Annotated in this window: 21 protein-coding genes; 10 read left to right on the top strand and 11 right to left on the bottom strand. The window is 58.8% G+C overall.

Annotation, left to right across the window (positions count from 1 at the left end; translation table 11 throughout):
* Window positions 1-24: 24 nt before the first annotated feature.
* The 3 genes from RBH10_RS19910 (at window position 25) to RBH10_RS19900 (ending at window position 3,390) form a co-directional block, all read left to right on the top strand.
* Window positions 25-1,680, top strand: coding sequence for an alpha-glucosidase family protein (locus RBH10_RS19910; protein ID WP_281039617.1), 1,656 nt, complete (start codon window positions 25-27; stop codon window positions 1,678-1,680).
* A gap of 21 nt (window positions 1,681-1,701) precedes the next feature.
* Window positions 1,702-2,790, top strand: a complete 1,089-nt coding sequence (locus RBH10_RS19905; protein ID WP_281039618.1) for an ABC transporter ATP-binding protein — start codon at window positions 1,702-1,704, stop codon at window positions 2,788-2,790.
* Window positions 2,791-3,033: 243 nt separating this feature from the next.
* Window positions 3,034-3,390, top strand: coding sequence for a hypothetical protein (locus RBH10_RS19900; RefSeq protein WP_034501827.1), 357 nt, complete (start codon window positions 3,034-3,036; stop codon window positions 3,388-3,390).
* Between the two features lie 58 nt (window positions 3,391-3,448).
* Here the strand turns inward: RBH10_RS19900 and RBH10_RS19895 are convergent, their stop codons facing one another.
* The 8 genes from RBH10_RS19895 to RBH10_RS19860 form a co-directional block, all read right to left on the bottom strand.
* Window positions 3,449-4,156, bottom strand: a complete 708-nt coding sequence (locus RBH10_RS19895; protein ID WP_281039619.1) for a hypothetical protein — start codon at window positions 4,154-4,156, stop codon at window positions 3,449-3,451.
* Between the two features lie 12 nt (window positions 4,157-4,168).
* Window positions 4,169-4,519, bottom strand: coding sequence for a hypothetical protein (locus tag RBH10_RS19890; protein ID WP_281039620.1), 351 nt, complete (start codon window positions 4,517-4,519; stop codon window positions 4,169-4,171).
* A 173-nt stretch (window positions 4,520-4,692) separates the two neighbouring features.
* Entirely contained in the window at window positions 4,693-6,057 is a 1,365-nt protein-coding gene (locus RBH10_RS19885; protein WP_281039621.1) for a metallophosphoesterase, read from the bottom strand.
* Between the two features lie 182 nt (window positions 6,058-6,239).
* Window positions 6,240-8,060: a phosphogluconate dehydratase gene (gene edd / locus RBH10_RS19880; protein WP_045022037.1), complete on the bottom strand. Its 1,821-nt coding sequence runs from the start codon at window positions 8,058-8,060 to the stop codon at window positions 6,240-6,242.
* A gap of 124 nt (window positions 8,061-8,184) precedes the next feature.
* Window positions 8,185-8,883, bottom strand: a complete 699-nt coding sequence (gene pgl, locus RBH10_RS19875; RefSeq protein ID WP_281039622.1) for a 6-phosphogluconolactonase — start codon at window positions 8,881-8,883, stop codon at window positions 8,185-8,187.
* Between the two features lie 10 nt (window positions 8,884-8,893).
* Window positions 8,894-10,369 carry a glucose-6-phosphate dehydrogenase gene (gene zwf / locus RBH10_RS19870; RefSeq protein ID WP_045022033.1) on the bottom strand — a complete coding sequence of 492 codons (1,476 nt, stop codon included), beginning with the start codon at window positions 10,367-10,369 and terminating at the stop codon, window positions 8,894-8,896.
* 136 nt (window positions 10,370-10,505) lie between these two features.
* A complete protein-coding gene (locus RBH10_RS19865) occupies window positions 10,506-11,792 on the bottom strand; it encodes an FAD-binding oxidoreductase (protein WP_281039623.1) in 1,287 nt (428 codons plus the stop codon).
* A 12-nt stretch (window positions 11,793-11,804) separates the two neighbouring features.
* Entirely contained in the window at window positions 11,805-13,241 is a 1,437-nt protein-coding gene (locus tag RBH10_RS19860; RefSeq protein WP_045022029.1) for a glutamine synthetase family protein, read from the bottom strand.
* Between the two features lie 129 nt (window positions 13,242-13,370).
* Here RBH10_RS19860 and RBH10_RS19855 point away from each other — a divergent pair, with 129 nt between their 5' ends.
* Window positions 13,371-14,552 carry an NAD(P)/FAD-dependent oxidoreductase gene (locus tag RBH10_RS19855; protein ID WP_281039624.1) on the top strand — a complete coding sequence of 394 codons (1,182 nt, stop codon included), beginning with the start codon at window positions 13,371-13,373 and terminating at the stop codon, window positions 14,550-14,552.
* Between the two features lie 335 nt (window positions 14,553-14,887).
* Here RBH10_RS19855 and RBH10_RS19850 read toward each other — a convergent pair whose 3' ends face one another.
* Window positions 14,888-15,208, bottom strand: a complete 321-nt coding sequence (locus tag RBH10_RS19850; RefSeq protein ID WP_281039679.1) for a hypothetical protein — start codon at window positions 15,206-15,208, stop codon at window positions 14,888-14,890.
* Between the two features lie 92 nt (window positions 15,209-15,300).
* On the opposite strand from RBH10_RS19850, the gene RBH10_RS19845 reads away from it, so the two are divergent.
* On the top strand, window positions 15,301-16,173 hold the full coding sequence (locus RBH10_RS19845; RefSeq protein ID WP_281039625.1) for a LysR family transcriptional regulator: 873 nt from the start codon (window positions 15,301-15,303) through the stop codon (window positions 16,171-16,173).
* A gap of 8 nt (window positions 16,174-16,181) precedes the next feature.
* On the opposite strand, the gene RBH10_RS19840 is transcribed toward RBH10_RS19845, so the two are convergent.
* Together RBH10_RS19840 and aceA are read right to left on the bottom strand one after the other, a co-directional pair.
* Window positions 16,182-16,439, bottom strand: coding sequence for a hypothetical protein (locus tag RBH10_RS19840; RefSeq protein WP_003515151.1), 258 nt, complete (start codon window positions 16,437-16,439; stop codon window positions 16,182-16,184).
* Between the two features lie 83 nt (window positions 16,440-16,522).
* Window positions 16,523-17,812, bottom strand: a complete 1,290-nt coding sequence (gene aceA, locus RBH10_RS19835) for an isocitrate lyase (RefSeq protein ID WP_281039626.1) — start codon at window positions 17,810-17,812, stop codon at window positions 16,523-16,525.
* 254 nt (window positions 17,813-18,066) lie between these two features.
* Between aceA and RBH10_RS19830 the strand changes: the two genes are divergently transcribed.
* The 5 genes from RBH10_RS19830 to RBH10_RS19810 all read left to right on the top strand — a co-directional run bounded on the left by RBH10_RS19830 (window position 18,067) and on the right by RBH10_RS19810 (window position 23,806).
* A complete protein-coding gene (locus RBH10_RS19830; protein WP_281039627.1) occupies window positions 18,067-19,482 on the top strand; it encodes a helix-turn-helix domain-containing protein in 1,416 nt (471 codons plus the stop codon).
* A gap of 151 nt (window positions 19,483-19,633) precedes the next feature.
* Window positions 19,634-20,731, top strand: coding sequence for a polyamine ABC transporter substrate-binding protein (locus RBH10_RS19825; RefSeq protein WP_281039628.1), 1,098 nt, complete (start codon window positions 19,634-19,636; stop codon window positions 20,729-20,731).
* Window positions 20,732-20,910: 179 nt separating this feature from the next.
* The gene (locus RBH10_RS19820; RefSeq protein ID WP_045022015.1) at window positions 20,911-22,068 is read left to right on the top strand and encodes an ABC transporter ATP-binding protein; all 1,158 of its coding nucleotides are present in this window, start codon (window positions 20,911-20,913) and stop codon (window positions 22,066-22,068) included.
* A gap of 12 nt (window positions 22,069-22,080) precedes the next feature.
* A complete protein-coding gene (locus RBH10_RS19815) occupies window positions 22,081-22,989 on the top strand; it encodes an ABC transporter permease subunit (protein ID WP_281039629.1) in 909 nt (302 codons plus the stop codon).
* A 4-nt stretch (window positions 22,990-22,993) separates the two neighbouring features.
* Entirely contained in the window at window positions 22,994-23,806 is an 813-nt protein-coding gene (locus RBH10_RS19810) for an ABC transporter permease (protein WP_045022011.1), read from the top strand.
* Window positions 23,807-23,929 lie beyond the last annotated feature (123 nt).

Genomic DNA, 23,929 nt, shown 5'->3' with positions numbered 1-23,929 from the left:
GCCCATACCAGACAGGATGAGACTATGACCGCTCCGGTGACTTCCGCTTTGACGCCCAACAAGGATTGGTGGCGCGGCGCCGTGATCTACCAGATCTACCCGCGCTCCTATCAGGATTCCAATGGCGACGGCATCGGCGACCTCAAGGGCATCACAGACCGCCTGGCGCATATTGCCAGTCTCGGCGCAGACGCCATCTGGATTTCGCCTTTCTTCACCTCGCCGATGAAGGATTTCGGTTACGACGTTTCGAACTATGTCGATGTCGATCCGATGTTCGGCACGCTCGCCGATTTCGACGGGTTGATCGCTGAAGCCCACCGTCTCGGCGTCCGTGTGATGATTGATCTGGTCATGTCGCATACCTCGGACCAGCATCCGTGGTTCGTGGAAAGCCGCGCCAGCCGCAACAATCCGAAATCGGACTGGTATGTCTGGTCGGACAGCAAGCCGGATGGCACGCCGCCCAACAACTGGCTGTCGATCTTCGGCGGCTCCGGCTGGCAGTGGGACCCCACCCGCATGCAATATTACATGCACAACTTCCTGACCTCGCAGCCGGACCTCAATCTGCATAATCCGGAAGTGCAGGAAGAACTGCTGAATGCCACCCGCTTCTGGTTGAAGCGCGGCGTCGATGGTTTCCGCCTCGACACGATCAACTTCTATTTCCACGACCTGGAACTGCGCGACAACCCGGCGCTGGCGCCGGAGCGCCGCAACGCCTCCACGGCGCCTGCGGTCAATCCCTACAATTTCCAGGAACACCTCTACGACAAGAACCGCCCGGAAAATATCGCGTTCCTGAAGCGTTTCCGTGCCGTGCTGGACGAGTTCCCGGACATCGCTGCCGTCGGCGAAGTGGGCGACAGCCAGCGCGGTCTCGAAATCGTTGGCGAATATACCTCCGGCGATGACAAGATGCAGATGTGCTACGCCTTCGAATTCCTGGCGCCGGACGCACTCACCCCGCAGCGTGTTGCCGACGTGCAGGCGGATTTCGCCAAGGCCGCGCCGGAAGGCTGGGCCTGCTGGGCTTTCTCCAACCATGATGTCGTGCGCCATGTCAGCCGCTGGGGTGAGCATGTCGAAGACAAGGACGCCTTCGCCAAGGTACTTTCTGCGCTACTCATGACGCAGCGCGGCTCCGTTTGCATCTATGAGGGCGAGGAGCTCGGTCTCACCGAAGCCGATATCGCTTTCGAGGATCTACAGGACCCGTACGGCATCCAGTTCTGGCCGGAATTCAAGGGCCGCGATGGTTGCCGCACGCCGATGGTGTGGGACGCAGGCCACGCGCAGGCCGGTTTCTCAACCTCGGACAAGACATGGCTGCCTATTCCCGCCGAACACAAGCAGCGCGCCGTCAGCGCCCAGCAGGGCAACGAGGCATCCGTGCTGGAGCATTATCGCCGGTTCCTGTCCTTCCGCAAAAAGCATCCCGCTTTCGCCAAGGGCGGCATCGAATTCCAGCCGGTGGAGGGGGACGTGCTGAGCTATACCCGCACGCTCGGCAACGAAACAGTTCTTTGCCTCTTCAATCTGTCCGCGACACCTGCAAAGGCGACGCTGCCGGAAGGGAACTGGGAGGTTCTCGAAGGTCACGGCTTTGCAAGCGGCCTTGACGGCAGAAGCGTAGAACTTCCGGCATGGGGCGCTTTCTTCGCCCGTTACGCCTGACAGAACAGGGAGGAACAACCCATGACAAGTCTCGTTCTCAAGGATATCCGCAAATCATACGGGCAGGTGAAGGTCCTGCACGGCATCGATCTGGAGATCGAACAGGGCGAATTCATCGTTTTCGTCGGCCCCTCGGGCTGCGGAAAATCGACGCTTCTGCGCATGATCGCCGGTCTGGAGGAAATCACCGGCGGCGAGATGTTCATCGACGGCCAGCTCGTCAATGAAATCCCGCCTTCGCGCCGGGGCATTGCCATGGTGTTCCAGTCCTATGCGCTCTATCCGCATATGACCGTTTACGACAACATGGCTTTCGGCATGAAGATCGCCAAGGAAAACCGCCAGGAAATCGACCGCCGCGTTCGCGCCGCTGCCGAAATCCTGCAGCTGACGCAATATCTGGAACGTTTGCCCAAGGCACTTTCCGGCGGCCAGCGCCAGCGCGTCGCCATCGGCCGCGCGATCTGCCGCAATCCCAAGGTCTTCCTGTTCGACGAGCCGCTGTCGAACCTCGATGCCGCACTGCGTGTCGCAACCCGCATCGAGATCGCCAAGCTCAACGAACAGATGGCCGATACGACGATGATCTACGTCACCCACGACCAGGTGGAGGCGATGACGCTGGCGGACCGTATCGTCGTTTTGAATGCGGGTCGTGTGGAGCAGGTCGGCCCGCCGCTGGAACTTTACGAAAACCCTGCCAACCTCTTCGTGGCGCGGTTCATCGGCTCGCCCGCCATGAACATCATCGCGGCGAAGATTGCCGGAACAGGGGAGCGGACCTCCATCGAACTTGCCGGCGGGAAGACGCTGAACGTCGTCGTTCCCACACCTGCAACCGAGCAGGGCAAGGCCGCGAGCTTCGGTGTCCGGCCGGAGGATTTGAGCATCGTCACCGGCGACGATTATCTTTTCGAGGGAAAAGTCGCGATCGTCGAGGCTCTCGGGGAAGTGACCCTGCTTTATCTCGAAGCGCCCAAAGGGCAGGAGCCTATCATCGTCAAGGTGCCGGGCATCGTTTCCGTCGCCAAGGGGCAGACCCTGCGCTTTGCAGCACCGCAGGCAAAGCTCCATCTCTTCGACGCTGAAGGCAAGAATTACCGCAGATAATCGCCTGCGCTCTTCGAAAAACATGCCCCGGAACGTCCCCGTTCCGGGGTTTTTTCATGACCTTTTGCCGCTGTGGAAAAACGTCGGAAATGTACCGCTTCCGGTCTATCTAAGACGACGCTGATATAAATTGTTAAAGACTATGTCCTAATCTTGGAGGCGTTGATAGAGCATGGGAGTCCGGGCGTGCAGAGCAGTGCGGGTGTCGTCAAGAACAGTTACCTGACCAGGGAAGAATCCTTCATGTACGACCGCGAAGGCCGGTTTCGCATGGAAGATACCATGAATGCGGCGCGCATCGAATATACCGAGAAGGCCGTCATGCACATGGCCGCCCGCCGTTGCGACGTCATCCGCATCTCCCAGACCGAGGCAGTGCTGGCGCTGCTGACGAAATATAATCTGCCGAACCAGTTCTATCTGGATATTCCCGACGCCCGCATTACCAAGATCGGCTGTGTGATGTTGCGCGTCAACGCCAACAACACCATCCACGTCCGCTTCCTGCGCATGCTGACGCAAAAGGAACTGGACCGCATTTTCGTGTTCAGCACGCACCCTGCCCATAAGGACAGGAAGCTCGATATCCGGTCGTTCTGAGTACGGATTTCAAGGTTTAGCGACCTGAAATTAGCACCGGTGACGATTGCGAAGGGCGTCACTCGAGTAAATCGCAATCCTGAAAAATGCCTTCCATGCCCATCAATCCGAAAACGACCTTCGGTTTGAAAATCGTATTGCCGTAAACTTCTATATTGCCCTCACATTCACCCGTTAAACTGACTAACGAGTTGCCGGGCGCGGAAATATCCGCTTCGAAAAGAAAAGAATGATTCCCTTCTTGAAGCTTGACGGAGCCGGAAAATTTCTCGTCTAGATATTTGTCGATTACAAGTTTCTTATCTATGTATAGTTTAAGAGAGCTGATCGAGCCGTCTATCGGACCAAAACCGGCGTTGTTAATAAACGGTCTGTTTGTTTTAATGACGACATTGTACATAGGCGCAGGCGGAGGCGGAAGAAAATCGTCCCGCCATTCGTTCATAATCGTCCGAATGCATCCTGGCCGGTCGAGCGCCATACCTTCAATCTTTTCTTGTAGAACTCCCACATAAGCACTCTTTGAAAAGCTCTTCGTGGTGTCAATATCCATTGTAGCAAGCTTGCCGGCTAGTTTATCTACCTGAGTTCTAACTTCGGAATTGCTTGTTACAGTGCATATTTGTTCCGCGAATACCCTCACGGCTTCAATTGCGTTTCTCTTCCTAAGTTCATATTGTGCCACAGGATCTTGAGCTTTAGCCGCAGCGAGGGGAACGAAAAGAGCTGCAGATGAAATAAATAAATATAATCTCTGACCTTTCATTACGGCTCCTATTTAAAAAATATCAGCTTTGATCACGGCGGCAGCTTCTTTTTTGCAGTCCGCTGGTTTCAGAGCGAGCCCTTCTATTTTTTCCTGTATGATCCCGATGTAGCTATCGGCTTTGTAATTTGCTGAAAATGCTGGCTTGATGTCGATGAGCCCCCTGAGTAGCGAGTTCATCTCCGCTGTAAGCTCAGCTCTAATTTCTGCCGAAGTTCTTTGGCCTTTGGGCACACATATGCGATCTGCATAATCAGCAATAATCGACAGCGCTCTTGCCTTTTCATCTAACGTAATCTGCGCGCTTGCTTGATCGGATAGAAGGCTAATCAATACTATTGGAAAAGCTTGAATAAATCGCATGATAAATCTCTGGTTGAAATATGATACTTAAAACAAGAGATTTATGTATTTGCAACTAAAATGTTATCTTGGCGTCAAGACTATTCATGGCGGTCGAAAACGTCGCATCCCATTAGTCTTCGTCCCGAAAACGTGCCTTCGGTTGTGGAAATTGAACATTCTTTGGGTTTGAGCTATGACAACCCGCCCAAAACGGTCTGCTTCAGCTTCACATCCGGCACTTCCGCAAACGCAAGATCGCTGCGGCCGAAATAGGATTTCTGGTTGGTGGCGGACCAGTCGTTGCACACGAGTTTGTAGCGCTGTTTCATGTCCGGTTTTTCCGGCATGGCGTAAAGATAATCGCCAGTGCGGGCGGCAAGCGGAATATCGCCGTCCTGGTTGCAGCGCTTGAGGATTTGCGCAAGTGCCTCGCCATCCACTTCCGTCACCATCAGCTTGCCGTCGAAACGCAGCGAGGCGTTGAAATCGTATTGGCGAATATCGCCCTGCGGCAGACCGGCACCGAGCGACGTATGGGCGATGAAGCCGACATCCGCCCCCGCTTTCGCGGCAATGAGATGCGCCACATGGCGTCCGGCCTCGTCAACGGTCATTGCCTTCTCGGATTTGCCGACGATTGCCCGTTCTTCCGCAGTGAGATGTTTTGCAAGCGTCTGCTCGATCAGGCTCTTGAGCGCCGGGGAGGCGGGGGCGCCGCTGTCAATGGCGACCGTCTCGATGGTCGGAGCCTTGCCGGGGGCAGCAATTGTTGCAACGGCCATGGAGGTGCACCACGAGCCGGTGTGGACATAACGCGTAGCGCCCTGTTCATGCACGAAGTTCAGGTGATCGTGACCGCCGACCAGCAGGGTGCCGTCCGGCAGCAACGGCAGGATATCACGGTCGGCAACGACGCCGGCATGGCTGAGAACGATGTTGATCGCATCCTGCTTGACGATGGCGGGCAGATTTTCCTTCGCCCACTCCACGGGCTGGGGAATATCCAGCATCTCGCGCGTCGCCTTCGGATAGGTGTTGATCGCGTTGGTGGCAAGACCCGCAACGACGACCGGCTGTCCACCTGCACTCACTTCGGCACTGGCCGGAGCATAGACAGCGCCGGTGCGCTTGTCGATGATGTTGGAAAGCACGGTTATGCCGAGCGCGCGGGCGCGGCTGACGAAATTGGCAAGGTCGTTATCGATATCCGGCTCATGGTTGCCGATGTTGATGACGGTGGGGGCGAGTTTGGCGAGCGCCGCCAGTAAGGTCCACTCGATTTCACCGGCCGAACGTGTCGCCACCGCATTGCCGGTTTCGAACAGGTCACCGTTCAGAAGAATGATATGGGGGACCTTGTCGGCGGCGATGCGGGTTTCTATTGCCGCGAGAAGCTGTCCGATGCGCTCATAGGCCGAATGTAGATCTGCGATGACGATTGCACGCAGCGCCACGCCTTGCGCCGCAACCGGCGTTGCCACCACCATCAGCGGCAGCATGGCGGTGCCGGCCATAAGCTTCAGCACATCGCGGCGCTTGCTTGAGAAAATCGTCATATCCGGCCTCATCATCTGAAATTGCGCCATCGTCCTGCCGTTGGCTGAGAAGGCCCTATAGGGCGATCATCACAGCCGCATGACAAGTTTGGCGTTTAAGAGACGGGAAATAAAGTGGGTTCTGCAGGGCCTTTCAAAGGGTATGAAGGCGAAAGCCGGATAGGGCTTTCGCCTTCATGCACTCAATGGAACAGTACGCTGGCACCCTGATCGGCCGGGCCGACATTGCGGCGGAAGGGGGCGAAAAGTTCGCGGCCCATGCCCCATTCGTTGCCGGAAAGGTCGGCGCGCGCCGGTTCGCGCTTCGCCAGTTCTGCTGCGGAAACCAGCACTTCCAGCGATCCGGAAACGGCGTCGAGACGGATGATGTCGCCGTCGCGGATGAGCGAGATCGGTCCGCATTCGGAGGCTTCCGGCGTGACGTGAATGGCGGCCGGCACCTTGCCGGAAGCGCCGGACATGCGTCCATCAGTCACCAGCGCCACCTTGAAACCACGGTCCTGCAGCACGCCGAGCGGCGGCGTCAGGCGGTGCAGTTCCGGCATGCCATTGGCCTTCGGCCCCTGGAAACGGACGACGGCGATGAAGTCGCGGTTGAGCTTGCCGTCCTTGAATGCATCCTGGAGTTCCTGCTGGTCGTTAAACACGATTGCGGGCGCCTCGATGATGTGGCGTTCAGGCTTGACGGCGGAAATCTTGATGACCGATTTGCCAAGATTGCCGGTCAGCATTTTCAGGCCGCCAGTTGGCTGGAACGGCGTTTCGATGCTGGCGAGAACCTTGGGGTCGTGGCTCTGCTCGGGCGAGGGCTCGCGGGTTACCGCTCCGTTTTCGTCAAGCTTGGCATCCACGGTGTAGGCTTCAAGACCGTGTCCGAAGACGGTGCGCACGTCGTCATGCACGAAACCATGTTTCAGCAGTTGCTTGATGAGGAAGCCCATGCCGCCGGCGGCGTGGAAGTGGTTCACATCCGCAAGACCATTGGGATAGACGCGGGCGAGCAGCGGGACGATATCCGAGAGATCGGAAATATCCTGCCAGGTAAGGATGATGCCGGCAGCACGCGCCATGGCGATCAGATGCATCGTATGGTTGGTCGAGCCGCCCGTCGCATGCAGGCCGACGACGCCGTTGACGATCGAGCGTTCGTCGATCATCTCGCCCGCAGGCGTAAATTCATTACCCTGCGCAGTGATGGCAAGCGCCCGCTTGGCGGCCTCGCGCGTCAGTGCTTCACGTAGCGGCGTGCCGGGATTGATGAAGGAGGAGCCGGGCATATGGAAACCCATGATCTCCATCAGCATCTGGTTGGAATTCGCCGTGCCGTAGAAGGTGCAGGTGCCGGGGCCGTGATAGGATTTTGATTCCGCTTCCAGCAGCTCGGCGCGGCCGACCTTGCCTTCGGCATAAAGCTGGCGAATGCGGGATTTCTCGTCATTCGGCAGGCCAGTGGTCATCGGGCCGGCCGGAATGAAGATGGAGGGCAGGTGGCCGAAGGAAAGCGCGGCGATGACGAGACCGGGCACGATCTTGTCGCAGACGCCGAGATAGACGGCGGCGTCGAACATGTTGTGCGACAGGCCGATGCCGGCAGCCATGGCGATGGCATCACGGGAAAACAGCGAAAGCTCCATGCCCGGCTGCCCCTGGGTCACGCCGTCGCACATGGCAGGCACCGCGCCCGCCACCTGCGCCACGCCGCCGGCTTGCGCTGCGGCCTCGCGGATGATGGCCGGGAAAGTCTCGTAAGGCTGGTGCGCCGATAGCATGTCGTTATAGGCGGTGATGATGCCGAGATTGCCGACCCGGTCGCCGGCAAGGAGGTCCTTGTCGGCGGGGGAACAGACAGCAAATCCATGCGCGAGGTTGCCGCAGGAGAGAGTGGAACGATGAACGCCCTTCGAAACCTGCAGCCGCAGCCGCTCGAGATAGGTCTCGCGGTAGGGCTTGGAGCGTTCGACGATGCGGGCGGTAATGGCCTGAATGCGGGAATCGGCGGACATGAGCGTTCATCCTGTTCGTTGGTCGAGAACCGGCGTTCCGGGAGATGAAGGACCGGTTATCGTGTTTGCGTCTTCTTATCGTCGGGCGCTGTCGCGGAGCCGCTTGCGCGGCAACCGCGTCTGGTTATGGCGCCCAGTATATATCCACGAGCGTTTCAGCCCGGTTCAGCACGGCGCGGATCGGCATTTCGTCCTCATCCTCGCCCGACTGTGCTTTTTCAAGCGTCGCTTTTTTTGCTGCGCCTTCGATATGCAACACCAGAAAACCCGCATCGTGAAGGCTGGAGAAGTTGAACGTCAACCGTTCCTCTCCCGCATTTTCCGCCGCCATGGTCAAAACGCCGCGCGGTTCGTCAAGGTCGAGCGCCTCATAGAGGTTGTCGCCACCGGGAAAGAACGATGCCGTGTGGCCATCTGTTCCCATGCCGAGCACGACGACATCGAACGGATCGCAGATCGCCTCGGTCTTGACGGTCGCAAGTGTGGCCGCATCCTCGGGCGAGGCCGCCGGCTGGAACAGCGGTACGAAATAGGCCGCCTTCGCCTTGTCCTGCAACAGGTTCTCACCAACCAGGCGATGGTTCGAGCGCTCGTTTTCCGGCGGCACGAAACGTTCGTCCACCAGCGTCACGCTGATGTTGCTCCAGTCGAGATCATGGCGGGAAAGCGCCTGAAAGAACAGCTTGGGCGTTGAACCGCCGGAAACGGCAATGCTTGCCGTCCCGTATTCTTTCGTTGCCGCATCGAGACGCCCGGCAACATCCGCCGCCAGAGCGTTCGCCAGTTCGGCGGCAGTATCGAAGACGTGCATTGTTTCGCTCATCTTCGCGCCCTCAATCAGCGTCGTGCCAGGTGCGGCCATCGCGCTCGATCAATGCGATCGAGCCGCTCGGGCCCCATGTTCCGGCGGTGTAACCCTGTACGCCCTGCGCCAGATCTTCCCAGCTCTTGAGAATGGGGTCGATCCAGTCCCATGCCGCTTCCACTTCGTCGCGGCGCATGAACAGGGTCTGGTTGGAGCGGATGGTATCCATCAGAAGCCGCTCATAGGCATCGGGGCTGCGCACGTTGAAGGCTTCGGCAAAGCTCATGTCCAGCGAAACCTGACGCAGGCGCATGCCGCCCGGGCCGGGATCCTTGATGAGGAGCGACTGCTTGACGCCTTCGTCCGGCTGCAGGCGAATGACCAGCTTGTTGGCCTCGATCTTGCCGGCCGCATCGTCGAAGATCGAATGCGGGATCTGCTTGAAGGTGACGACGATTTCCGAAACGCGGGTCGCAAGACGCTTGCCGGTGCGGATGTAGAAGGGAACGCCAGCCCAGCGCCAGTTGGCGATTTCGGCCTTGATGGCGACGAAGGTTTCCGTGTTGGAAACGCCGCCCTCCAGCTCCTCCAGATAACCCTTCACCGGGCCGCCTGCGGAAGCGCCGGCGCGGTACTGGCCACGAACCGTCAGCTTTTCGACATTGCTGGTGTCGATCGGCTTGAGGGAGCGCAGAACCTTGAGCTTTTCGTCACGCACGGCTTCCGCGTTCATGGAAGCGGGCGGCTCCATGGCGACGAGGCAAAGCAATTGCAGAATATGGTTCTGCACCATGTCGCGCAGCGCACCGGCCGTGTCGTAATAACCGGCGCGGCCCTCGAGGCCGACCGCTTCGGCGACCGTGATCTGCACGTGGTCGATATGGGCGGAATTCCACAGCGGCTCGTAAAGCGCGTTGGCAAAACGCAGCGCCATCAGGTTCTGCACCGTCTCCTTGCCGAGATAGTGGTCGATGCGGAAGATCTGCTCTTCCTTGAAGACATGGCCGATCGTGTCGTTGAGTTCCTGCGCCGAGGCAAGGTCGCGGCCGATCGGCTTTTCGACGACGATGCGGGTCGAGCGGGTGATCAGCTTGTATTCACGGATCTTGTCGGCGATATCGCCGAAAATGCCGGGCGCGACGGCCAGATAAAAGGCGCGAATGCGCTCCTTGCCCTCATCGAGCAGCTTCTTCAGTACGTCCCATCCGTTGCCGGATTTGGCGTCGACGGGAACGTAGAAAAGCCGGTTGAGGAACAGCGCAACCTGCGCGTCGTCATATTCGCCCGCCTTCAGGTGCTCCTTCAGCGCGTCCTGCGCGAACTTGCGATATTCCTCATGGCTCATGACCGAACGCGAAGCGCCGATGATGCGGGTCGGTTCCGTAAACTGGCCTTCGACCTGACGGTGATAAAGGGCCGGCAGAAGCTTGCGCTCCGCCAGATCGCCTGTGCCGCCGAAAACGACACAATCAAAAGCTTCAACAGGAATGATCTGACTGCTCATATCGATACTCTCGATCTTCAAGGGTTGGGGCATCCATAATCTAATCGATTTAAAAATGCCATACTCAGTTATGTGAAATTATGAATTTTGGTTCCATCGGCCTGTCTGCCATCGCCAACAGTCTGTAAACATTATCCTAAAACCTGTCTCGCAACGCATACCATGAGAGCGCCAGGAAAAGCAGCGGCGCCCGGAACGACGCCCCACCGGGGAAGGACGGAACCTTCAGCCGGGCGAAGGGCGCCAGCATGTCCTTTTTGCCGAGAACGAGATCGGCGTAGAGCTTGCCGCAATAATTCGACAGCATCACCCCGTGGCCGGAATAACCGCCGATGGAGGTGACGCCCGGCATTACCTCGCGCACGAACAGCTGACGCGGCAGGGTAATGCCGACGGAGCCGCCCCAGGAATGGGTGATCTCGACATTTTCGAGCTGCGGATAAATCTCGGCGATCTGTTTGCGGATGTGGATCGAAATGTCGCGCGGCGTATCGGCTGTGTAGGCCTCGCGCCCGCCAAACAGCAGGCGGTTGTCGACCGTCTTGCGAAAATAGCGCACCACGAAACGGGAATCGGCGACGGCTTCCTTGCCGGGAATGATGTCCGGAAAATCATCAAGCGGCGCGGTCGCGCCGATGAAGGAGCGGATGGGCATGATATGGGCTGCCGTCACCGGCTCCAGATTGCCGATATAGGCGTTGGTCGCGATCAGCACCCGCGTTGCGGTAAGGGTGCCTGAGGGCGTTTCGATGATGGTCTTGCCGCCGGACTGGCGGATGGATCTAGCGGGCGTCATTTCATGGATGCCGGCGCCTGCTTCTTTTGCCGCTTTGGCAAGGCCGACCAGCAGCTTCAGCGGATGAATGTGGCCGGTGCCGGTATCGCGCGTGCCGCCGAAATAATGGGTGGAGCCGACACGCTGCCGCGCTTCCCCCCGCTCCATGTAGGAAATATGCGCATAGCCATAGCGATTGTTCATCGCATCGACGCTTTTGCGGTAGTCGTCTTCGTAAGCCGCCTTGTGCGCCACATAGAGCTGGCCCGGCAGATATTCCATGTCGATGCCGCGATCGCTGGCAAAATCGCGAACGTAGTGCTTGGCGTCCTCGGCAATGTCGAACAGCAGCTTCGATTGTTCGAAGCCGATCTGTTCCTCCATCTCGTCGGGGAACGAGCGCTGGCCGGTGCCGAATTGTCCGCCATTGCGGCCCGATGCGCCGTCGCCGAAACGATGTGCCTCGATGAGGACGACGGAGACGCCGTTGGCGGCAAGATTACAGGCAGCCTGAAGGCCGGTATAGCCGCCGCCGATGATCGCGACGTCCACCTCTTTTGAGCCGTCGAGCGCCGGATATTCCGGCCGCTCGCCGACTGTCGCCTGATACCAGGAAATTCCCGGCGCAATCGGGCTTTGCCATGTCATGCTTGGAACACCTCACACGTTGAGAAGCAGGAATTCCCGCTCCCAGGGGCTGATGACCTGCATGAAGGTCTCGAATTCCCCACGCTTCAGGCCCGCATAGAGGCCGACGAATTCATGGCCGAACACCCGCTCGAACTGTTCTTCGCCTTCCAGCAGCGCCACGGCTTCCAGGAGGCCGCGCGGCAGGTCGATCGAACCTTCATTCGCCGTCTCGGCGGTCGGTTCCGTCGGCTCGATATTGTTGACGATGCCGAGCCAGCCACAGGCGAGGGACGCGGCAAGTGCGAGATAGGGATTGGCATCCGAACTCGGCAGGCGGTTTTCCACGCGCCGCGCCTGCGGGCTTGAAATCGGTACCCGGAAGGCGGTCGTGCGGTTGTCGTAACCCCAGGCATTGTTGACCGGGCAGGCCATGTCAGGCGTCAGGCGGCGATAGGAATTCACGTAGGGTGCCAGCATCACCAGCGCGTTCGGAACATAACGCTGCATGCCGCCGACGAAGGCGAAAAACTCCTTGGAGGGGCCGCCATCCTTGTTGGAGAAGATATTGCGGCCGCCGTCGATTTCCACCACCGACTGGTGGATGTGCATGGCCGAACCCGGCTGCCCCTGCATGGGCTTAGCCATGAAGGTGGCATAGATGCCGTGTTTCAAGGCAGCTTCACGGATCGTGCGCTTGAACAGGAACACCTGATCGGCAAGTTCGATCGGGTCGCCATGGCGCAGGTTGATTTCCAGCTGGGCCGGGCCTTCCTCGTGGATCAGCGTGTCGATCTCGAGGCCCTGTTTTTCGGAGAAGTGATAGATATCGTCGATCAGCTCGTCGAATTCGTTGATGCCGGCAATGGAATAGCTCTGCCCACCAACGATCGACCGTCCGGAGCGGCCCTTCGGCGGATGCAGCGGATAGTCCGGGTCGTCATTCATGGCGACGAGGTAGAATTCGATTTCCGGTGCTACGACCGGCTTCCAGCCTTTTTCGGTGTAGAGCGAAAGCACGTTTTTGAGGACGTTGCGCGGCGTGTAGGGAACGAAATTGCCCTCGGCATCCACGACGTCGCAGATCACCTGTGCGGTCGGGTCGCTCTCCCACGGTACGACGGAAAGCGTGGAAAGATCAGGCACCAGTTTCAGGTCGCTGTCGCGTGGCTCGTAGCGGAAGTTTGCGGTCTCATCCGGATATTCGCCTGAGATCGTGTGGCGATAAAGCGCGGAGGGCAGGGCGAGCGAGGTGTCGCCCGTGAATTTCGCCGTCGGCATCATCTTGCCACGCGCAACCCCGGCAAGATCGGGTGTTATGCATTCGATATCCTCGATACCGCGCGCCCTCAACCATTGCGAAGCTTCGCGCCAGGAGGAAACGCCACGGGTGGAGGAGAGGTCGAGGGGAGGTTTCTTTGCCATGGTTGCCTGTTTTTTCGGGCGGAGCATGGTTTTCTTCGGGGGCATGTATCACCGGGTCTGTGTTTCGACTGCCGCCATCATAACCGGAGTTTGGCAATTGGCGAGGGGGAAAGCGCCATTGACAACGGGCGGCACTTCGAAAAGAGGAAAGGGAGAAGCAAACGGAAAACAACTATGGCAGAGAAATGTGACGTGCTGATTTTGGGGGCGGGCGCCGCCGGCATGATGTGTGCCATCCGCGCCGGCCAGCGCGGCCGCTCCGTCATCATCCTCGACCACGCCAAGGCGCCGGGCGAGAAGATCCGCATATCCGGCGGCGGCCGCTGCAATTTCACCAACATCCATGCCGGGCCGAAGAACTATCTCTCCGCCAACCCGCATTTCGCCAAATCCGCGCTTGCCCGTTACACGCCGCGCGATTTCATCGCCCTGGTCGAAAAACATCGCATCGCCTGGCATGAAAAGACGCTCGGCCAGCTCTTCTGCGACGACAGCGCCAAGGATATCATCCGTATGCTGCTTGGCGAAATGCAGGCGGTGAATGTGAAGCTGAGGCTCGAAACCGCTGTCTCTGATGTCACCCATGATGGCGGGCGTTTTCGCGTGACGACCTCCGGTGGCCTCATCGAGGCGGAAAGCCTCGTTGTCGCAACGGGGGCCAAGTCGATTCCGAAAATGGGGGCGACCGGCTTTGCCTACCAGATCGCCGAACAATTCGGCCTGTCGATTGTCGAAACGCGTCCCGGCCTCGTGCCGCTGACGCTCGATCCTGCCGCGCTGGAGAGGCTAAGCCCGCTTGCCGGTGTCGCCGTCCCGGCCGAAGTTTCCCATCGCAAAACAGCTTTCAACGAAGCGCTGCTGTTCACCCATCGCGGTTTGAGCGGCCCGTCGATCCTGCAAATCTCCTCCTATTGGCGCGAAGGTGATGTCATCCGCCTGAAACTGGAGCCTGCGCGCGATATCCTCGCCTTGCTAAAGGAAGCGAAACAGAAGAACGGCCGCCAGTCGGCCCAGACCGCCCTTGCGGAAATCCTGCCGAAACGGCTGGCCCAGCATGTCGTCGAAAAATCGGGCCTGACCGGCAATCTTGCCGATATGTCGGACAAGGCTCTGGCGACCTTGGCGAATGAGGTGCAGGACTGGCAGATCAAACCCGCCGGTTCCGAGGGGTATCGCACGGCGGAAGTCACGCTTGGTGGCGTGGATACGACCGGCCTCGATTCCCGCAGCATGGCGGCGAAATCGGTGGCCGGCCTCTATTTTATCGGCGAATGTGTTGACGTGACCGGCTGGCTCGGCGGCTATAATTTCCAGTGGGCCTGGGCCTCCGGTCAGGCGGCAGGTGAATTCGCGTGATTGTTGAAACATTCGTAGTTCTCTCCTCCGTCATACCGGCCTTGAGCCGGTATCCAGCCATGGCGCGTCTGCGCCGTGAAAAGAGTCTCTTGCGATCAAAGACTTGATCGCGCTGGACCCCGGATCAAGTCCGGGGTGACGAAGTGCGGAAGTAACCCGTTCACCAAACTCATTTTAGTTGGCGGACTTTGTCGTCGGTCCGCGCCCATTTTAATATTCTGTTAATGGGCGTGGAGTCATCCTGACCGAATGCCAGCAAAGCCGGACAGCATCGTCGTCGGCTGCACATGATGTCATGCTGGAGGCTCTTTACAGGGCATGGGTCGGTTGAGTTTTTAGTCAGGAGCCCGCGCATGAACAGATCCGCACATCGCCGCCCTCGCGCCATTGCCATCGCCCGCGCCGAAAACGAGAGCAGACAATTGGCCTTTCGCCTGACCGCAATCGCAGTCGGTGCTCTGGCTGCCCTGATCGCTCTCTTTTACTGACGTCCGCCGTCTCGCTCTTACCATTCCCGCAATTGCGCTGAAAAGCCGCGACAGACGCGATGCCTCTGCCATGTCCGTATAGAATTTGTCTTCCTGCAGGATGACTTCCCGCCGCGTGCGCGGTTTTAGATTTTCAATGATAACCTGTGCTGCATAAAACGCGTGCAGATCGTGCATGTCGCTCTCCTTGTTACGGAAGGCCATGATGCACGCCGTTTTTTGTTTTATCTGCGTAAGAAAATGCGCTACGTTTTTCACCGATGAAAAACGTCACCTGGGATTCCTACCAGCTTTTTCTCGATGTGTCACGCAGCGGCGGCCTGACGGGCGCTGCCGCGTTGACGGGTTTAAGCCCGGCAACTGTCGGGCGGCGCATGGTCGAGCTGGAGGAGCGCATTGGCAAGGCCCTGTTCCAGCGCAGCCAGACGGGATATGCGCTGACGGCGGATGGCCGTGCACTGCTCGACCGCCTTCAGGCAATGGAACAGGCGGCGAAGGATATCGAGGGATGGCAAAAGGCGTCGTCAGCCTCCTCCGTGGTGCGAATTGCCGTTGGCACCTGGAATGCCTGGCTGCTGGCGGTGAATTTCTCGGCCATCTGCACGGATCGCGATGATTTCCGTATCGATCTTTTCATTGCCGAACAGCGGGCATCTCTGGCGCATCGCGAAAACGATATCGGCATTCGCGCTTTCGAGCCTGAGGAGCGCAATCTCGCCGCCATCAAGACGGGGGAGGTGGCCTATGCGCCCTACAGGCTGCGCAATGCCGCCACCTCCGTTTCAGACCGGTGGCTGGCGGTGGCGGAGGAAAACGCCATTTCCGCCTATCTGCGCTGGCCGCGTGAAAACCGGCAGGACAATATTATGGTGACCGTCAACAGGCCGACGGCGCTGCTCGATCTCACGCTGGCCGGGGCAGGGGTCGCCGTGCTTCCCTGCTTCGTTGGCGATGCCGATGCGCGCCTGACGCGCGAGGGCGGAGAGATCGAGCCGCTCCGCCACAATCAATGGATCGTCATGAACAATGACGATCGCCACCGTCGCGATATACGGACGGTGGCGGACCGGATGACGAGGTTGATCAAGGGACATTCTGATCTATATGCCGGGCGCAGGAGCCGCCCGGCGTAACAGCCATCTCAGGCGGCAGCACTTCCCTGCGCGACGATGACCGGGATCAGGAGATCGCCCCAGTTGCCGCCGCCGCCGTGGTGGCGGGCAGAGCGGACCAATTCAACGGAGACACCGGCCTCGACGGCCTTCATGACGGCCTGGTTGAGGCGGTGCAGATCATTGGCCAGCATGCGGATGGCGACCTGCTGATCCTGCGTCATGGCGGAGGACTGCTCCTCGGCGCGTTCCTTGACGTGGGTCTTGATGGGGTTGTGGGCATTCATGGCATTTCTCCTCTCTTTATTGGTTGGGATTCTTGATGCGATTTGCAAGCCCTTCCCGGTTAAGGGAAGGGCGCTTTTTCGGTTTATTCCGCCGCCGGACGGAACTGGTCGTGCTCGGTGGATTCCTTCATGGCGGTGGTCGAAGACGTCCCGCCCGAGATTGCCAGGGACACGGCGTCGAAATAACCGGTGCCGACCTCGCGCTGGTGTTTGGTGGCGGTATAGCCGTTTACCTCAGCCGCGAATTCCGCTTCCTGAAGCTCGGAATAGGCCGCCATCTGCCGGTCCTTGTAGCCGCGCGCCAGCTCGAACATGCCGTAGTTCAGCTGGTGGAAACCGGCCAGCGTGATGAACTGGAACTTGTAGCCCATCGCCCCCAGCTCGCGCTGGAACTTGGCAATCGTCGCGTCGTCGAGGTGCTTTTTCCAGTTGAACGACGGTGAGCAATTGTAAGCGAGCTTCTTGCCGGGATGCGCCTTGTGCACGCCTTCCGCAAACCTGCGTGCCTGCTCGAGATCCGGCTTGGAGGTCTCGCACCAGATCAGGTCGCAATAGGGCGCATAGGCCACTGCACGGGCGATGCAGGGTTCGAGACCGTTCTTCACCTGATAGAAACCCTCGACGGTGCGACCGGCATCGTAATCCACGAAAGGACGGTCGCGCTCGTCGATGTCAGAGGTCAGAAGCTTGGCGGCCTCCGCATCGGTGCGGGCGATGACCAGCGTCGGCACACCCATGACGTCGGCGGCAAGACGCGCCGCTGTCAGGTTGCGAATATGCGCTGCCGTCGGGATCAGAACCTTGCCGCCGAGGTGACCGCATTTCTTTTCCGATGCCAGCTGATCCTCATAATGGACCCCCGCCGCACCCGCTTCGATGAAGGCCTTCATGATCTCGAAGGCGTTGAGTGGCCCACCGAAACCGGCCTCCGCATCGGCAACGATCGGCGCGAACCAGGTGTCGACCGAAAGGCCCTTGCCCTCCGCCGTCTCGATCTGGTCGGCGCGCTGCAGGGTACGGTTGATACGCTTGGCAAGCTCCGGCGCCGCATTGGCGGGATAAAGTGACTGGTCAGGATACATGGCCGAAGCTGTGTTGGCATCCGCCGCGACCTGCCAGCCGGAAAGATAGATCGCCTTCAACCCGGCGCGAACCATCTGCATGGCCTGATTGCCGGAAAGCGCGCCGAGCGCATTGATGAAACTTTCCTCGTTGATCAGCTTCCACAACCGGTTCGCACCCATCTCTGCCAGCGAATGGCGGATTTCGACGGAGCCGCGCAGCCGCTCCACGTCGGCGGCGGTGTAAGCGCGCTCGATGCCGTCGAAGCGTCCTTGCGGTGCACCCGGAACAAGTTTGTAAAAATCCGTCATACTTCTCTCTCCCATGACAAATTCAGTTTCTGAAACGTGCTGCCTTCAACTTTGTGAAGCACCGTTCGATGTGACTACATTTACATTTTCGAGAGTTTCAGCGCCAGAACAAACATAAAAACAGTGACTTGAAAGAGGTTATCCTGTAGTGTGCATGACAGAGTGGGGCTGTAAAATTGTAAATTTTGTAAAAGACTTTGTGTTGGCGAGTTTGTAATAGATTTGTATGGGTCGCGGGATGGAGAGGTGAAGCGGTGTCGGAAAACAAGATTTTTGCTGGTCCGCGCGTGCGCCGCATTCGCAATGGTCTGGGGCTGACGCAGACGGCCATGGCCGAGGCGCTGGCGATCTCGCCGTCCTATCTCAACCTCATCGAGCGCAATCAGCGGCCGCTCACCGTGCAGCTGCTGCTGAAGCTCGCTTCCGTTTATAAGGTCGATCTGGACGACCTACAGGGTGAAAGCGCCGGTTCCGCCGGACAGCTACGCGAGGTCTTCGCCGATCCGCTGCTGGTCGGCGAGGTGCCGTCGCCGCAGGAGTTGATCGAGGTTGCCGATGCCGCGCCCAACGCGGCAAGCGGCATTGTCAAGCTCTACAGGGCCTACAGGGAACAGGCGCAGCGCCTTTCCGACCTATCGGATCTTCTGGCGCGGGAGGGGCATGAGACGGCGCTTTCCTCCACCCGCCTGCCGATCGACGAGGTGCGGCACGTTTTCGAAAACCGGCCGGCCTATTTCCATGCCATCGATGCGGCGGCGGAAGAGCTGCACAGGCAATTATCGACGGGTGACGATCTCGCCTCGGGCCTCAGGGCGTGGCTGCAGAAAAACCACGGCATCGTGGTCAGAACCCTGCCGGTGCATGCCATGCCCAATCTGCGGCGGCGTTACGACCGGCATTCCATGCGGCTGTTCTTATCCGAGCGCCTGTCGCAGCCGGATCAGCTGCGGGAAATGGCGATGGAGACCTGTCTTCTGGCACTGCGCGAGGAGGTCGGCGCTGAGCTGGAAGCGCTTGGTCTGAAGGGGGAGGAGGCAAGGCGTATTGCCCGCTTCGAGCTGGCGCGTTATGCCGCCCATGCCCTGATGATGCCCTATGGCGCGTTTTTGAGCGCCGCCCAGCGCGCGAAATACGATCTCGATGTGTTGCGCTCGCGGTTCAACGTCTCGTTCGAGCAGGCCGCCAACCGCCTCGTCAGCCTGCAACGGCCATCGGCCGCGGCAATCCCGTTTTTCCTGATGGAGATCGATAATGCCGGCAACCGCTTCCGCATGGCGGGTGCCGGTGGTTTCCCGAGGGCGCGTTTCGGCGGCCTCTGTCCGCGTCTTAATATCCACGCCGCTTTCGCCCAGCCGGGGCAGGTGCTGGTGGAGGCGGTGGAAATGCCTGACGGTGACGCCTTCCTGACGGTTGCGCGCACGCTCGAAGGCCCGCAGGCGGGATTTGGCGAAAGGGTGCGGCGAACGGCCGTGCTTCTAGGCTGCGACCTGGCTCAGGCCGGGGAGACGGTCTATGGCGCTGCCGCTTCGGGCGCGGTCCCTGTCGCCGTCGGCCCCTCATGCCGGCTGTGCGAAAGGCAGGGCTGTCTGTCACGGGCGGAAGCCCCGCTGACGAGGCCGCTCGGTCTGGACGAAATGGTGACCGGCCTCAGTGTTTTCGACTTCCAGTAGGTGTTTCGCGTGGCTTTTCTCCGGGCAGAACACATTCGGTTGAAAATGCTGTGCCGCACATTTCCCGCTTGCTCCCTTTTGTTTTCCTTTCTAGTCTCACTAAAAAAGGGGATCACGCTTCCGCCGTGAGGATGCGTAAACAGGAGACATCATGAAAAATCGTTCGCTCCGCCTGACTTTGGCCCTTACTTCCGTGCTGGTTGCAGCAGGCTCGGCAATGGCCCAGGAAAAGGTCGTTCACGTCTTTAACTGGTCGGATTATATTGATCCCGTCATCCTTGAAGACTTCACCAAGGAGACCGGTATCAAGGTCGTCTATGACGTGTTCGACAGCAACGAGCTCGTGGAAACGAAGCTTCTGGCCGGCAGCTCCGGTTATGACGTGGTGGTGCCGACCGGCCCCTTCCTCGCCCGCCAGATCAATGCCGGTGTTTTCCAGAAACTCGACAAGTCCAAGTTGCCGAATTTGAAGAACATGTGGCCGGATGTCTCCGAGCGCCTGGCGAAATACGATCCCGGCAACGAATATGCCGTGAACTACATGTGGGGCACCACCGGCATTGGCTACAATGCCGCCAAGGTGAAGGCCGCTCTCGGCGATATTCCGGTCGATAGCTGGGATGTTCTTTTCAAGCCGGAAAATGCTGAAAAGCTGAAATCCTGCGGCATCAATATTCTCGATGCGTCGGACGAGACCTTCGCCATCGCCATGAATTACATCGGCAAGAACCCGGACAGCAAGGAAACGGCTGATCTGGAAGCCGGCGGCGCGGTCTATTCGAAAATCCGTCCCTATGTGAAGACCTTCAACTCTTCCGCCTATATCGATGAACTGGCAAATGGCGACAGCTGCATCACCATCGGCTGGTCGGGCGACATCCTTCAGGCGAAAAAACGCGCTGAGGAAGCCAAGAACGGCGTCGAGGTGAACTACGTCATCCCGAAGGAAGGCACCTATATGTGGTTCGATAACCTTGCCATCCCGGCGGATGCCAAGAATGTCGAGGAAGCGCACACCTTCATCAACTATCTGATGCGGCCGGAAATCATCGCCAAGGCGTCCAACTACGTTCAATATGCGAACGGCAACCTTGCCTCGCAGGCGCTGATGGACCCGTCGGTCGCCAAGAACCCGGCGGTTTACCCCAATGCCGAGACGATGAAGAAGCTCTTCACCATCTCGCCTTACGGACCGAAGGAACAGCGCGTCTTGAACCGCGTCTGGACGCAGATAAAGACCGGTAGCTGATAACTCGGCGCGCTGGTTGGGGAACGGCCGGCGGGCCTGTTGCTCTGATACCTTGCCGGCAGGTCACGCAACCTGCCGGCGCTGCCCGCCTCATGGCATCGGACCGAAACGTGAAAAACGGTTTTCGGGCAATCCGATGCTCAAATCTACAAAATCAACGGGATTTGAAGGTGGGGTGAATGGCGAAAACTCTGGGGCCGGTCAAACGTAAATTTAGCCCTTGGGACAATCCCGATGCGGTTCCGTTCATCCGTTTTGAAAACGTCACCAAGCGTTTTGGTGATTTCGTCGCCGTCGACAATCTGACGCTCGATATTTACGAGCGGGAATTCTTTTCGCTGCTTGGTCCTTCTGGCTGCGGCAAGACCACACTGATGCGCATGCTGGCCGGTTTCGAGGAGCCGACCGATGGACGCATTCTCCTTCAGGGCAAGGATATTTCCGGCGTTCCGCCCTACAAGCGCCCGACCAACATGATGTTCCAGTCCTATGCCCTTTTCCCGCATATGTCGGTGGAAAAGAACATTGCCTTCGGTCTGGAGCAGGATGGTCTGCCCAAGGCGGAAGTATCTTCCCGCGTCGAGGAAATGCTGCGTCTCGTCAAGCTCAGCGAATTTGCCAAGCGCAAGCCGAGCCAGCTTTCCGGCGGCCAGCGGCAGCGCGTGGCGCTCGCCCGGTCGCTTGCCAAGCGGCCGAAGGTGCTTTTACTGGACGAACCGCTCGGCGCGCTCGACAAGAAGCTGCGCGAGGAAACCCAATTCGAGCTGATGGACATCCAGACCAACCTCGGCCTGACCTTCCTGATCGTCACCCATGACCAGGAAGAGGCGATGACGGTGTCGGACCGGATTGCGGTCATGGACAAGGGCATCGTCGTGCAGGTGGCGACGCCGGCCGAGATTTACGAGGCGCCGAACAGCCGTTACGTGGCGGATTTCATCGGCGACATCAATATTTTCGACGCAAAAGTCGTCGCCAACGCTTCCGACATCGGCAAGCCGGGGCTAGTGACGCTGGATTGCGACGGCTTGAAAGTGGCCATGGAGCAGGAATGCGCCGCTGCGACCGGCAGCCAGGTGGCTTTCGCCGTCCGCCCGGAAAAAGTCCGCATCTCGCTCGATCAACCCGCCGACAGCGCCGTCAATTCCGCCTATGGCGAAGTCTGGGATATCGGCTATCTCGGCGACTTCTCGGTGTTCATCGTCAAGCTCGCCGATGGCCGTGTCATCCGTGCAGCGCAGGCGAATGTCTCGCGTCTGGTGGATCGCCCGATCACCTTCGGCGATATGGTGTGGTTGAACTGGAAACAGGATTCCGGTCTTGTGTTAACGCGCTGAGGGGAGGTTTTTATGGCAGTCACCACTCCTGAAAACCGGCAAAGTCCCTGGCGTTGGCTGGTCGTCGCGGTTCCCTATTTCTGGCTGATGCTGTTTTTTGCAGCACCCTTTTTTATCATCTTCAAGATATCGCTTTCGGATACGGCGATATCCATGCCGCCCTATACGCCGGTCTTTGAAGGGTTTTCGAAGCTTGGCGCATTCTTCTCGCAGCTGGATTTCGAAAACTACCTGTTTCTGACGGAAGACCCGCTCTATATCGACGCCTACCTGTCGTCGTTACGCATCGCGTTCATCTCCACCTTCCTGCTTTTGCTGATCGGTTACCCCATGGCGCTTGCCATGGCGCGTGCGCCGACATCCATCCGCCCGACGCTGGTGATGCTGGTGATCCTGCCGTTCTGGACCTCGTTCCTGATCCGCGTTTATGCCTGGATCGGCATTCTGAAGCCCGAAGGTCTGCTGACGGTGCTGTTTCAATGGCTCGGTTTTCTGGGGCCGGACCAGCAGGTCAATATCTTCCGCACCGAGACGGCGATCTTCATCGGCATCGTTTATTCCTATCTGCCGTTCATGGTGCTGCCGCTTTATTCGGCGCTGGAAAAATTCGACAACACGCTGTTGGAGGCAGCGGCCGATCTGGGCTGCCCGCCATGGAAAGCCTTCTGGAAGATCACCTTCCCGCTGTCACTGCCGGGCGTCGTGGCCGGGTCGATGATCTGCTTCATCCCGATAACAGGCGAATTCGTCATCCCCGATCTGCTTGGCGGCGCGCAGACGCTGATGATCGGCAAGACGCTGTGGACGGAATTCTTCGGCAACCGCGACTGGCCCCTGGCATCCGCCGTTGCCGTGCTGCTTCTGCTGTTGCTGGTGGTGCCCATTGCCATCTTCCAGAACCAGCAGAAGAAAGTGGGGTGAGGCCATGAAACGCGGAAAATTCGACATCACCGTTCTGACGCTCGGTTTTGCCTTCCTCTATATCCCGATCATCATCCTGATCGTTTATTCCTTCAATGCCTCCAAGCTGGTCACCGTCTGGGGCGGCTTTTCGCTGCAATGGTATAAGTCCATGTGGTCGAACCAGGGGCTAATGGATGCGGCGTGGGTTACGCTTCGCGTCGGTATTCTGAGCGCCACCATCGGCACCATCCTCGGAACGCTGGCGGCGTTGTCGCTGACACGGTTCGCACGGTTTCCGGGGCGGGTGCTGTTTTCCGGCATGATCTATGCGCCGCTCGTCATGCCGGAGGTCATTACCGGTCTGTCGCTGCTGCTGCTGTTTGTGGCCGTCGGGGTGGATCGCGGTTTCTGGACGGTGGTTATCGCCCACACCACCTTCACCATGTGTTATGTGGCGATCGTCGTGCAGTCTCGTCTTTTGACCTTTGATCGCAGTCTCGAAGAAGCAGCGCTCGATCTCGGTTGCCCGCCGGTCAAAACCTTTTTCAAGATTACACTGCCGCTGATTTTTCCGGCCGTCATCGCCGGCTGGATGCTGGCTTTCACGCTGTCGCTCGACGATCTGGTGATCGCAAGTTTCGCCACCGGTCCCGGTGCGACGACGCTGCCGATCAAGATTTATTCGCAGGTTCGCCTCGGTGTGACGCCGGAAATCAATGCCATCTGCACGATCCTCATCGGCCTTGTCACCATCGGCGTGATCGCCGCTTCCATCGCCTCCAAACGCACCGAACTCCAGCGGATGAGGGACGAACACGCAGCCGCGCGAAACTGATTGAGTGGCCTGTTTTTGATTTTTACGCGTTACTGTTGAAGTCGCGATGAAATTAGAAACCTGTAATTTAGTTTTTGGCCTTTACGGTCTCAAAATAGGAATTATCGTCGGTAATTGATCGAT

The organism is Rhizobium sp. AN73, assembly GCF_030757975.1.
Classification (GTDB): Bacteria; Pseudomonadota; Alphaproteobacteria; order Rhizobiales; family Rhizobiaceae; genus Agrobacterium; species Agrobacterium arsenijevicii.
The sequence above is the reverse complement of the archived record's forward strand: the minus strand, read 5'-3'. Positions and strand labels throughout refer to the sequence as shown.